Here is a 13,123-nt window from a genome sequence, read left to right as displayed (position 1 = left end):
CCGGTCCGGCGAGCTGTGCAGGCAGCCCGTCGGGCCGGTGTTTTTCCTATCGACGGCAGGCCGTCGATCGCAAGAGGAGCCGGAGGAATGATCGCTGTGATCGATCCGCCTACTGTGCGCCGCGTTACCGCAGCGATGTGGCCGGTCCGTGTATGGCTGGCACTGCTGGTGCTGTTGTCGCTTTCGATTTTGCCGCTGCAGGCCGCCGATCCGGCGGTGCAGGGGCCTTACAAATGGCGCAGCGTCGCCATCGGCGGTGGCGGATTCGTTACCGGTGTGCTGTTTCATCCCGCCGAGCGCGACCTTGCGTATGCACGCACCGATGTCGGTGGTGCGTACCGCTGGGATGCGCGTGCGCAGCAGTGGATCGCACTGACCGATTGGTTGGGTGCCGACGACTGGAACCTGATGGGGATCGACGCATTCGCGGTCGATCCTGCCGACCCGCAGGCGCTGTATCTGGCCGCAGGTACTTACATGCACGAGCGCGCCGGCAATGCCGCGGTGCTGCGCTCGTTCGATCGCGGCCGCAGTTTCGAGCGTGCCGAGTTGCCGTTCAAACTCGGCGGCAATCAATTGGGCCGTTCCAATGGCGAACGGCTGGCGGTGGACCCGCACGATGGCCGTGTGCTGCTGCTGGGCTCACGCGATGCAGGGCTGTGGCGCAGCGACGATCGCGGCGCGCACTGGGCGCGGGTGGATGCATTTACCGCCGAGGCAATGGCGGGCGCGACGGCGCGCAATCATGTCGGACGCGAGCAGGCGGTGGGCATCGCCTTTGTGGTCTTCGATGCCGCCAGCGGCCGCCCGGGCCGTCCGACCCCGCGCATCTATGTCGGCGTGTCCACCGCGCAGACCAGTCTGTATGTCTCCGACGACGCCGGTCGCAGCTGGTCGGCGGTGGCCGGGCAGCCCAAGGGCCTGCGTCCCAGTCATATGGCCGGCGGCAGCGATGGGCAGTGGTATCTGAGCTACGGCGACCAGCCCGGGCCGGACCTGATGGCCGGCGGCGCGCTGTGGAAATACACCCCGGCGCAGGGGCGCTGGAGCGAGATCAGCCCGATCGCGCAGCCGGCCAGCGGCGATGGCTTCGGCTGGGGCGCGGTGGCGGTGGATCCGCAACAGCCACAGGTGCTGCTGGCCAGCACCTTCCGCCTCCGTAGCCCGCGCGATGAGCTGTTCCGCAGCGTCGACGGCGGGCGCAGCTGGACGCCGTTGCTGGCGGGCGCGCAGTTCGATCACAGCGCAGCGCCGTGGACCGCACAGGCCTCGCCGCACTGGATGGGCGCGCTGGCGATCGACCCGTTCGACAGCAACCACGCGCTGTTCGTCACCGGCTACGGCATCTGGGCCTCGCGCAACCTGCAGGATTTCGCCAGGCAGCAGCGGCCGTTGCAGTGGTGGTTCCAGGATCGCGGGCTGGAAGAGACCGTGCCGCTGGATCTGCTCAGCCCGATGCAGGGCGCGCACCTGCTCAGTGCGCTGGGCGATATCGACGGCTTCCGGCATGACGATCTGGAGCGTGCGCAGCTGCAGTACGCCGGCCCGCGCCTGACCAATGGCGAGAGCATCGATGCCGCCGGGCAGGCCGCGCAGTGGGTGGTGCGCAGCGGCACCGTGCGCGATCGCCGCAACAACGAGATCCGTGCGCTGTATTCGCGCGATGGCGGCGCGCAGTGGACGGCGTTCGCCAGCGAGCCGCCAGCCGGGCAGGGCGCCGGCAACGTCGCCATTGCCGCCGATGCATCCCATGTGGTGTGGGCGCCCGAGAAAGGCGGCAGCTGGCGCACCGCCGATTTCGGCAAGCACTGGCAACGTGTGCAGGGGCTGCCCGAGACCGCGGTGGCGGTGGCCGATCGCGTCGATGCGCGGCGCTGGTATGCAGTGGATACCGCCAGCGGGCGCTTGTACGAGAGCCGCGATGGCGCAGTGAACTTTCGCGACACCGGTGCACAGGCCGGCAACCCGGCGCGCGACGAACGGGCGCGCCCGCAGCTGCGTCCGGATCCGTGGCGGGCAGGGGTGGTGTATCTGGCCAGCCCCGCGCTGGGCGTGATGCGCTGGCAGGACGGGCGTTTGCAGACCTTGTCCACGCCGGATGAGGCGCGTTCGCTGGGCATCGGCAAGGCACTGCGCGATGGCGCACCGCCGGCGCTGTATCTGGCCGGCCGCGTGGATGGAGTGGACGGCGTGTTCCGCTCCGACGATGAAGGCGCGCACTGGTTGCGCATCAACGACGACGCGCACCGGTTCGGCAAGCCCTACAGCGTCACCGGCGATCCGCGCCTCCCCGGGCGCGTGTACTTCGCCACCGGTGGGCGTGGCATCTTCTACGGCGATCCACGATGAGTGCTGCGTCCCTGCGTACATCATCGCGCTGTCTTACCGTGTACGGCGGCATGCGCCGTCGCATCGCTGCGCGCCGAGTGGCCGCGCCGACCCTGGAGATCACTGCATGACCGTTTCCCTCATCCGTCGTGGCTGCCTGTTGGGCCTGGTGCTGGCCAGCCCTGCCGTGTTGGCGCAACCGAGCCTGCCGTTGTTGTTTGCCGATGGCGCAGTGCTGCAGCGCGACCAGGCGATGCCGGTGTGGGGCTGGGCCACGCCGCATGCCGCGATCACGGTCAGCTTCGACGGCAAGCGGGCCACCGCCAAGGCCGATGCCAAGGGCCAGTGGAAGGTCAGTCTGCCCGCGCACAAGGCCGGTGGCCCCTATGTGCTGAGCGTGCAGGGCGACGGCGGCGAGTTGCAGGTGCGCGATGTGCTGGTCGGCGATGTGTGGCTGGCCAGCGGCCAATCGAACATGGAGTGGCCGCTGGCGCAGGCCAGCGATGGCCCGCAGGCGGTGGCGGCCGCCAACGACCCGCAGTTGCGGCACTTCAAGGTGCCCAAGTCGTGGTCGCTGCAGCCGGAAGCGCGCCTGACCGGCGGCGACTGGAAGGCTGCCACGCCGGACAACGCCGGCGAGTTCACCGCAGTCGGTTATTTCTTCGCCAAGGAGCTGCGCGCCAGCACCGGCGTGCCGATCGGCATCGTCAACAGCACCTGGGGCGGCAGTTCCATCGAGGCGTGGATGGATGCGGCCTCGCTGGGTTTGGATGCCGGGCAGAACCAGGGCGCGATCGAGGCGATCAAGCAGCGCGATGCCGCTGCGCAGGCGGCCACCGGCAAGCGCATCGCGCGCTGGCCCAAGGTGGATGGCGAGATGCCGCAGTGGCGCGAAGCGACATTCGACGACAGCGACTGGGACAGCATCCCGACCACCCAGCAGTGGGAATCCAGCGGCTATGACGGCATGGACGGGATCGCCTGGTATCGCACCACGGTCACCCTGAGCGCTGCCGAAGCCAAGGCCGGCATCACGTTGGGCGTGGGACAGATCGACGACTCGGACATCACCTACGTCAATGGCCAGCAGGTCGGCACGACCGAAAAGCAGTGGAACCTGCCGCGCGTCTACAGCGTGCCGGCTTCGGCCTTGCATGCAGGGGTCAACCACATCGCGGTGCGGGTGGAAGATCTCAGTGGCGGTGGCGGCGTGCATGGTCCGGATGAGCAGCGCTTCGTGCAGACCAGCGCCGGTGCCAAACGCGCGTTGGGCGGCTGGAAATTCCGCCCCGCCGCCGTGCGTGTATCGCTGGTGGACAACAAGAATCAGCTGCCCACGCTGCTGTACAACCAGATGATCCATCCGCTGCAGCCGTTCCCGGTCAAGGGCGTGATCTGGTACCAGGGCGAAACCAATGCCACCGACACCGGCGCGCTGAAGTACCGTGAACAGTTCGCCGCGATGATCCAGCAATGGCGCGCCGAACGTGGCGCGAAAACGCTGCCGTTCCTGTGGGTGCAGCTGGCCACCTTCAAGGCCGGCGGCGACAAGGGCGAGCTGAGTCCTTGGGCACTGTTGCGCGAGTCGCAGTCCAAGACGCTGGCGCTGCCGGCGACCGGGCAGGCGGTGATCATCGATATCGGCAACCCCACCGATATCCATCCCATCAACAAGCGCGATGTCGGCCATCGCCTTGCGCTTGCTGCACGTCATGTGGCGTATGGCGAAACACTGGTGTACAGCGCGCCGGTGTTCGAGCAGGCGCGCTTTGCCGATGGTCAGGCAATGCTGAGTTTCGATCTGCAGGGCAGTGCCTTGCAGGTGCGTAACGGTGGCGAAGTGCAGGGCTTCCGCGTCGCCGGTGCCGATAAACACTTCCATCCGGCCACCGCACGCATCGAGGCCGATCGGGTGATCGTGCGCAGCGACGCGGTGGCTGCACCGGTCGCGGTGCGCTACGGCTGGAGCGAAAACCCGGACGACGCCAACCTGGTCAATCGCGAACAGCTTCCCGTTTCCCCCTTCCGCACCGATACCTGGTGACACGGAGTCCTATGTCCATGCATTCCCCCGTTGCACGTGTGATCGCTTCTTCCCCTGCACGCCGTTGCCTGCGTCCGCTGCTGCTGTCCGCGCTGACGCTGGCCCTGGCGGCGTGCCAATCCGGCGAGCAGGACGACAAAGCCAAACCGGCCGCAGTCGCACCGACTGCCGGTAGCGCAGCGACCGCGCCTGCCACGGCAGCGGCGCCGGCTGCGCAGACGCCGATGCCGCAGTTCGTCAGCAAGGACGGCAAGCACGCATTGCTGGTCGATGGTGCGCCGTTCCTGATCCTGGGCGCGCAGGTCAACAACTCCAGCAACTATCCCGGCGTGATGGACAAGGTGTGGCCGGCGATGCAGGTGCTGGGCCCAAACACCGTGCAGGTGCCGATCGCCTGGGAGCAGGTCGAGCCGGAAGAAGGCAAGTTCGATTTCTCCTTCGTCGATACGCTGCTCACGCAGGCGCGCGAGCACAAGGTGCGGCTGGTGCTGCTGTGGTTTGCGACCTGGAAGAACAACGGCCCGGCGTATGCGCCGCACTGGGTCAAGACCGACAACCAGCGCTTCCCGCGCGTGGTGACGCGCGAGGGCAAGGCGATCGGGTCGCTGTCGCCGCATGCGCAGGCCACCCTGGATGCCGACCGCAAGGCCTTCGTCGCCTTCATGCAGCATCTGAAGCAGGTCGATCCGCAGCACACCGTGATCATGATCCAGCCCGAGAACGAGCCGGGCACCTACGGCAGCGTGCGCGACTTCTCGCCGATGGCGCAGCAGCTGTTCGATGGCCCGGTGCCGGACGCACTGCTCAAGCGCTTGAACAAGCCGCCGGGCAGCTGGGCGCAGGTGTTCGGTGCCGATGCGGACGAGATCTTCCATGCCTGGTCGATCGGTCGCTACATCGACCAGGTGGCCGAGGCCGGTAAGGCCGAATACCCGCTGCCGATGTACGTCAACGCCGCACTGCGTGGCCCGTTCAATCCCGGCCAGCCCGGCCAGTACGCCAGCGGTGGCCCCACCGACAACGTGCTGGATGTGTGGAAGGCCGCCGGCCCGCATATCGACCTGCTGGCGCCGGATATCTACATGCCCGAGTACCGCACCTACACCACGGTGCTGGAACGTTATGCCCGCCCGGACAATGCGCTGTTCGTCGCCGAAACCGGCAACCGCCCCGAATACGCACGTTACCTGTTCCCCGCGCTGGGCCACGACGGCATCGGCTGGTCGGCGTTCGGCATGGACTACACGCGTTATTCCAACTATCCGCTGGGCGCCAAGCACGTCAACGCAGAAACCCTGGCGCCGTTCGCGCTGGGTTTCGATCTGGTCAAGCGCGGCATGCGTCCGTTCGCCAAGGCCGCGTCCGAAGGCAAGCTGCATGGCACCGCCGAAGAACCCGGCCAGGCGGTGCAGGAGCTGCAACTCAACGACCGCTGGAGCGCCACCATCACTTACGGCGTGCCGCAGTTCTGGTTCCAGGGCAAGCCGCCGGGCAACCCGGAGCCGATCGGCGCGGCCTTGATTGCCGAGCTCGGCCCGGACGAATTTCTGGTCACCGGCTACCACGTGCGCGTGACCCTGCATCCGGCCAGCGAGGCGACCGCCAACATGCTCTACGACCGCGTCGAGGAAGGCGTGTACGACGGCAGCGACTGGAAGTTCGAGCGCAACTGGAACGGCGACCAGACCGATTACGGTGTCAACTTTTCCAGCGCACCGCAGCTGCTGAAGATCAAGCTGGCCACCTACAAGTAAGCCTGCACGGCCGCCCGCTGCGCAGCCCGATCGCTGCGCAGCAGGCCGGCTTCCAGGTCGAACGCAATGAACCCATGCGTTGCCGCCCCCCGCGGCAGCGTTTCGTAATTCCAAGGGAGTGAACATGCAAACCATCAACCGTTCCGCCGGCCATGCGCCTGCCACCCGACGTACACCGCTTGCGCAGTGCCTGGCGTTGTCGCTGGCCTTGCTGGCCAATGCCGCGCACGCGCAGGAAGTGCGCAAGGCCGCCGATGGCGTCACCGTGGTGCCGAGCGCCAAGGGCGCCGCACCGGTGCGTCTGCAGGTGGTCGATGCCGGCATCATCCGCGTCAGTGCCGACCCGGACGGCGACTTCGCGCGCAGCCCCAGCCTGATGCGCGTGCCGGTGCAGGGCGATGGCAACTTCCAGCTGGCCGAGCAGGGCGACAGCGTGCAGCTGAAGACCGGCAAGGTCACCGCCACCGTGTCCACCGTCGATGGCCATGTCAGCTTCGCCGATGCCAATGGCAAGCCGGTGTTGTCGGAAGTTGCCGGCGGGCGCAGCTTTGCGCCGCTGAAAGTGGAGGGCAAGCAGTACCTGAGCGTGCGTCAGCGCTTCCAGTCGCCCGACGACGAAGCGCTGTACGGCTTCGGCCAGCATCAGCAGGGCTGGATGAACCAGAAGGGCCGCAACATCGAGTTGCAGCAGAACAATATCGACATGGCGGTGCCGTACCTGGTGTCCAGCCGCAACTACGGCCTGCTGTGGGACAACAACTCGATCAGCCGCCTGGGCGACCCGCGCGGCCTGCAGCCGCTGCCCAAGACGCTGAAGTTGTATGACGCCAAGGGCAAGGCCGGTGCGCTGACCGCACGTTATGCGATCAACGGCAAGCAGATCGTCGAACGCCGCGAGAGCGAGGTGAACTACCAGTACCTCAGCGACCTGACCAAGTATCCGAAGAAGGCGATCACCAAGGACAAGAACAGCCGCATGCAGGTCACCTGGGAGGGGCAGATCGAAGCGCTCACCGGTGGCGAGCACACCTTCTCGCTGTATTCGAGCGAGTACGCCAAGCTGTACGTGGACGGCAAGCTGGTGGTCGATCGCTGGCGCCAGAACTGGAACCCGTGGAATCACGAGTTCAAGCTGGATCTGGAGCCGGGCACGCGCCACACCGTCAAGGTCGAGTGGGATCTGATCGACCCCAGCTACATCGCGCTGCTGCACCGCGACCCGCTGCCGGCCGCCGAAGCGCGTGACCTGTCGCTGTGGTCCGAAGCCGGCCAGATGATCGACTACTACTTCGTCTCCGCCGATTCCTACGATCAGGCCGTGGCCGGCTACCGCGAGCTCACCGGCAAGTCGGTAATGCTGCCCAAGTGGGCCTACGGCTTCTGGCAGAGCCGCGAGCGTTACAAAAGCCAGGACGAGTTGGTCGGCGCGGTGGCCGAATACCGCAAGCGCAAGCTGTCGCTGGACAACATCGTGCTCGACTGGTCGTACTGGCCCGAGAATGCCTGGGGTTCGCACGACTTCGACCCGCAGCACTTCCCCGATCCGGACGGCATGGTCAAGGCCGTGCACGACATGCATGCGCAGATCATGATTTCGATCTGGCCCAAGTTCTATCCCACCACCGCCAACTACAAGGAACTGGACGCGGCCGGTTTCATGTTCAAGCGCAATGTGGAAGTGGGTGAGCTGGACTGGATCGGCAAGGGCTACAAGAACTCGTTCTACGATCCGTATTCGGAAAAGGCGCAGGCGATCTACTGGCGCCAGGTCAACGAAAAGCTCAACAGCAAAGGCTTCGATGCCTGGTGGATGGACGCCGACGAACCGGACGTGCATTCCAATCTGGACATCGGCGAGCGCAAGGCGCGTACCACGCCCAATGCGCTGGGCTCGTCCACCGAGTATTTCAACGCGTACCCGCTGCCGCACACGCATGGCGTGTACGTGGGCGACCGTGCGGCCGACGACAAGCGCGTGTTCATCCTCTCGCGCAAGGGCTATGCCGGCACCCAGCGCAATGCGGTGGCGGTATGGAGCGGCGACATCGTCTCGCGCTGGGACGACATGCGCGACCAGATTTCCGCTGGCGTCAACATGGCGCTGTCGGGCCTGCCCAACTGGACCTTCGACATCGGCGGCTTTGCGGTGGAAAAGCGCTACGAAAACCAGGACCCGGCGCATCTGCCGGAATGGCGCGAACTCAACACGCGCTGGTTCCAGTTCGGCGCGTTCGTGCCGATCTTCCGCTCGCACGGCCAGTTCCCGTACCGCGAGCTCTGGAACATCGCCCCGGAAGGCACGCCGTTCTACGACAGCATGGCGTACTACAACCGCCTGCGTTACGCGCTGCTGCCGTACATCTACAGCCTGGCCGGCGATACCTATCAGCGCGATGGCGTGATCATGCGCGGCATGATGATGGACTTCCCGAACGACCCCAAGGTCCGCGACATCAACGACCAGTACCTGTTCGGGCCGGCCTTCCTGGTCGCACCGGTGACCCGCTTCGGCGCCACCTCGCGTCGGGTCTATCTGCCGGCCGGCAGCAGCTGGCTGGATTTTGCCACCGGCAAGCGCTACGAAGGCGGCCAGAGCATCGAGGCGGCCGCGCCGATCGAGCGCATGCCGTTGTTCGTCCGCGCCGGTTCCATCGTGCCGACCGGCCCGGTGCAGGAATACGTGGATCAGAAGCCGGATGCGCCGCTCACCGTGGTGGTCTATACCGGCGCCGACGGCCAGTTCTCGCTGTACGAGGACGATGGCAAGGGCTACGGCTACGAGAAGGGCGAGTTCAGCCGCATTCCGCTGAGCTGGAATCAGGCCAAGGGCGAGCTGAGCATCGGCAAGCGCGAAGGCAGCTGGACCGGCATGCAGGCCAGGCGTACCGTCAATGTGCGCTTCGTCGATGGCCCGCGCGACGATGCCGGTGCGCTGGAGCCCAGGACCGATGCCAGCATCCAGTACGACGGCCATCCGGTCAGCGTGTTGCAGCGCAAGATTGCGTCGGGCAAAGCGCGTCGTCGATGATCGCGACTCGTTGTCAGCCAGTGAGTGCGCAGATGCCGGATCGCCGCAAGGCTCGGGCGTGCAGGTCCGGTCATGCAGCACGGCGGTGCACGTGCTGACCCGCAGGGAAGTCTGCAAGGCAACCGGCGCCGCACTCGCGGTGCTGGGGGCCGCGCCGGCTGCGCCGGCTGTCGCTGCGCCGGCGAAGGCTGCCGGCGGGCAATCGCTGCCTGCCGTCGCTGCGGGCGACGCCATGCAGCTGTGGTACCGCGAACCGGCCAACGAGTGGGTGCAGGCGCTGCCGGTCGGCAACGGCCGGCTGGGCGCGATGGTGTGGGGCGGCATTGCCCACGAGCGCCTGCAACTCAACGAGGACACGCTGTACGCAGGCGGCCCGTACGATGCCACCAGCCCCGACGCGCTGGCGGCCTTGCCACAGGTGCGCGCGCTCGTATTTGCCGGGCGCTATGCCGAAGCCGAAACCCTGGCCGACGCCAAGCTGCTCTCGCGTCCGCTCAAGCAGATGCCGTATCAACCGCTGGGCGATCTGTTGCTGGATTTCGATCGCGCCGACGGCATCAGCGAGTATCGCCGTCAGCTCGATCTGGATACCGGCGTGGCCACCACCACGTTTCGCTCCGGCGGTGCTGTGCACAAGCGCGAAGTGTTCGTGTCGGCGCAGTCGCAATGCATCGTGGTGCGCCTGTCCTGCGATCGGCCACGCGCGATTTCCTTGCGCGTGGGCATCGACAGCCCGCAGATCGGCGAGGTCACGGTGGAGCAGGGCGGGCTGCTGTTCAGCGGTCGCAACGGCAGCTTCGCCGGCATCGACGGTAAGCTGCGTTTCGCCTTGCGCGTGCTGCCGCAGATCAAGGGCGGCACGCTCAGCGGTTTGCGCGACCGCCTGCGCATCGACGCCGCCGATGAAGTGGTGCTGCTGCTCACCGCCGCCACCAGCTACCAACGCTTTGATGCAGTCGATGGCGATCCGCTCGCATTGACCGCAGCAAGCATGCAGAAGGCGGGCAAGCTGGACTATGCCGCATTGCTGCGTGCGCATCTGGCCGATCACCAGCGGCTGTTCCGGCGCGTGGCGATCGACCTCGGCACCAGCGAAGCAGCGGCACTGCCCACCGACGAGCGCGTGCAGCGTTTTGCGCAGGGCAACGACCCGGCGCTGGCCGCGTTGTATCACCAGTTCGGCCGTTACCTGCTGATCTGCAGCTCGCGGCCCGGCACCCAGCCGGCCAATCTGCAGGGCATCTGGAACGACCTGATGCAGCCGCCGTGGGAAAGCAAGTACACCATCAACATCAACACCGAGATGAACTACTGGCCCAGTGAGGCCAACGCGCTGCACGAGTGCGTCGAACCGCTGGAATCCATGTTGTTCGATCTGGCCAAAACCGGCGCGCACACCGCACGTGCGATGTACGACGCACCGGGTTGGGTGGTGCACAACAACACCGATCTGTGGCGCCAGGCCGGGCCGATCGATGGCGCCAAGTGGAGCCTGTGGCCGATGGGTGGCGTCTGGCTGCTGCAGCAGTTGTGGGACCGTTGGGATTACGGCCGCGACCGCGCGTATCTGGGCAGGATCTACCCCTTGTTCAAGGGCGCGGCGGAGTTCTTCGTGGCCACGCTGGAGCGCGACCCGCAGACCGGCGCGATGGTGACCAACCCGTCGATATCGCCGGAAAACCAGCACCCGTTCAACGCCGCGCTGTGTGCCGGCCCCACCATGGATGCGCAGCTGCTGCGCGATCTGTTCGCCCAATGCATCGCGATGAGCAAGCTGCTCAAGGTCGACGACGCCTTCGCGCAGCAACTGAGCACGCTGCGCGAGCAATTGCCGCCCAACCGCATCGGCAAGGCGGGGCAATTGCAGGAGTGGCAACAGGACTGGGACATGCAGGCGCCGGAGATCCATCACCGGCACGTCTCGCATCTGTACGCCTTGCATCCTTCGAGCCAGATCAATCTGCGCGATACGCCCGAGCTTGCCGCCGCGGCCAAGCGCACGCTGGAAACGCGCGGCGACAACGCCACCGGCTGGGGCATCGGCTGGCGGCTGAATCTGTGGGCACGTCTGGCCGATGGCGAGCATGCCTACCGCATCCTGCAACTGCTGATCTCGCCCGAGCGCACCTACCCGAATCTGTTCGACGCGCATCCGCCGTTCCAGATCGACGGCAACTTCGGCGGCACCGCCGGCATCACCGAGATGCTGCTGCAAAGCTGGGGCGGCAGCGTGTTCCTGCTGCCTGCCTTGCCCAAGGCATGGCCGCGCGGCAGTGTGCGTGGCTTGCGCGTGCGCGGCGGTGCCAGCGTGGACCTGCAGTGGGAGGGCGGTCGCCTGCAGCAGGCACGCGTGCACAGCGAGCGGGGCGGGCGCTATCAACTGTCTTACGCAGGGCAGACCCTGGACCTGGAACTGGGTGCCGGCCGCACCCGGCAGGTGGGCCTCAACAACAACCGATTGGTGACGCAATGAGCTTGTACGTAGGACTGGATGTGGGCACGCAGAGCGTCAAGCTGGTGGCCTACGATCCGCAGGAGCGCGCCGTGGTCGCCACGATCGCCGCGCCGATGGAACTGATCAGCCGCGACGACGGCACCCGCGAGCAACAGGCGCAGTGGTGGATCGACGGCATCGTGCATTGCTTCGCGCAGCTCGATGGCGAGCAGCGTGCGCAGGTGCGTGGCATCTCGGTCTCCGGCCAGCAGCATGGCTTCGTGCCGGTGGCCGCCGATGGCAGCGTCACCGCACCGGTGAAGCTGTGGTGCGATACCAGCACTGCACTGGAATGCGAGGAAATCATGGATGCGGTGGGCGGCGCCGCAGGCAGCGTGGCCACCGCCGGCAACCCGATCATGGCCGGCTACACCGCCTCCAAGCTGCCGTGGACGCGCAAGCATCGCCCCGAGGCGTATGCGGCGATGACCACGGTGATGCTGCCGCACGACTACGTGAACTTCTGGCTCACCGGCGAGCGCTTTGCCGAAGTCGGCGATGCCTCCGGCACCGGCTGGCTGGACGTGCGCACGCGGCAATGGTCCGAGCGCATGCTCGGCGCGGTGGACGCACAACGCGACCTGCGCGAGGCACTGCCGCCGCTGGTGGAGACCGGCGCGGTCTATGCCTTGTCCGACGCAGCCGCCGATGCCTTGAATCTGCCGGCCGGCGTGCGTGTCACCACCGGCGGCGGCGACAACATGATGGCCGCCATCGGCACCGGCAACGTGGTGCCGGGGCGGCTGACCATGAGCCTGGGTACCTCGGGCACCTTGTTCGCCTACGCCGATCACCCGGTGGTGGACGACGAGGCACGCTGGGCCGCGTTCTGTTCGTCCAGCGGCGGCTGGCTGCCGCTGATCTGCACCATGAACTGCACCGTCGCCACCGAGGCGGTGATGCGCATGTTCTCGATCACCCGCGAACAGACCGACGCCTTGATCGCGAGTACCACGCCCGGCGCCGATGGGCTGGTACTGCTGCCGTTCTTCAACGGCGAGCGCACCCCGGACTTGCCGGCCGCCCGCGGCTGCCTGTTCGGCATGGACCTGCACAACACCACCCCGGCGCATTTCTACCGCGCCGCGATGGAAGGGGCGACCTATAGCCTGCGCAACGGCTTCGATGCCTTCGTTGCGGCGGGGCTGCAGTTCGACACCATCCTGCTCACCGGCGGCGGCAGCAAGAGCGCGCAGTGGCGGCAGATGGTGGCCGATATCTTCAACCTGCAGGTCGTGGTGCCGACCCAGCCCGAAGGCGCTGCCTTCGGTGCTGCGTTGCAGGCCTTGTGGGCCTGCGATCGCGATGACGGCGGTACGCACGCGTTGTCGGATGTGGTGCTGGAGCATCTGCAGGTCGACGACAGCCTGTCGGCGCGCCCGGATCCGCAGCGCGTGGCCCAGTATCAGCAGCACTACCAGCACTTCCTCAAGCACCTGCATGTGGTCAGCCCGCTCTACGCCGGCTGATCGACA

The 13,123-nt window shown here is 66.8% G+C and carries 6 protein-coding genes; all 6 read left to right on the top strand.

Features of this window, described 5'->3' with window-relative positions:
• The first annotated feature begins 87 nt into the window (after positions 1–87).
• The 6 genes from XARJCFBP2528_RS17980 (at position 88) to xylB (ending at position 13,117) form a co-directional block, all read left to right on the top strand.
• Positions 88–2,349 carry a beta propeller repeat protein gene (locus XARJCFBP2528_RS17980; RefSeq protein ID WP_026064490.1) on the top strand — a complete coding sequence of 754 codons (2,262 nt, stop codon included), beginning with the start codon at positions 88–90 and terminating at the stop codon, positions 2,347–2,349.
• Between the two features lie 106 nt (positions 2,350–2,455).
• Complete coding sequence (locus tag XARJCFBP2528_RS17975) at positions 2,456–4,372, top strand: sialate O-acetylesterase (RefSeq protein ID WP_026064489.1); 1,917 nt, start codon at positions 2,456–2,458, stop codon at positions 4,370–4,372.
• 83 nt (positions 4,373–4,455) lie between these two features.
• The gene (gene galD, locus XARJCFBP2528_RS17970) at positions 4,456–6,126 is read left to right on the top strand and encodes a GH35 family beta-galactosidase GalD (RefSeq protein WP_087962337.1); all 1,671 of its coding nucleotides are present in this window, start codon (positions 4,456–4,458) and stop codon (positions 6,124–6,126) included.
• A 124-nt stretch (positions 6,127–6,250) separates the two neighbouring features.
• On the top strand, positions 6,251–9,154 hold the full coding sequence (locus tag XARJCFBP2528_RS17965) for a TIM-barrel domain-containing protein (protein WP_016903226.1): 2,904 nt from the start codon (positions 6,251–6,253) through the stop codon (positions 9,152–9,154).
• A 91-nt stretch (positions 9,155–9,245) separates the two neighbouring features.
• Positions 9,246–11,627: a glycoside hydrolase family 95 protein gene (locus tag XARJCFBP2528_RS17960; RefSeq protein ID WP_026064487.1), complete on the top strand. Its 2,382-nt coding sequence runs from the start codon at positions 9,246–9,248 to the stop codon at positions 11,625–11,627.
• Positions 11,624–13,117, top strand: coding sequence for a xylulokinase (xylB, locus tag XARJCFBP2528_RS17955; RefSeq protein WP_016903224.1), 1,494 nt, complete (start codon positions 11,624–11,626; stop codon positions 13,115–13,117). The genes XARJCFBP2528_RS17960 and xylB overlap by 4 nt, the downstream gene beginning before the upstream one ends.
• Positions 13,118–13,123: the final 6 nt, after the last annotated feature.

The organism is Xanthomonas arboricola pv. juglandis (assembly GCF_001013475.1).
In the GTDB taxonomy this organism is placed as follows: Bacteria; Pseudomonadota; Gammaproteobacteria; order Xanthomonadales; family Xanthomonadaceae; genus Xanthomonas; species Xanthomonas arboricola.
This window is presented reverse-complemented; position numbering and strand designations above follow the sequence as displayed.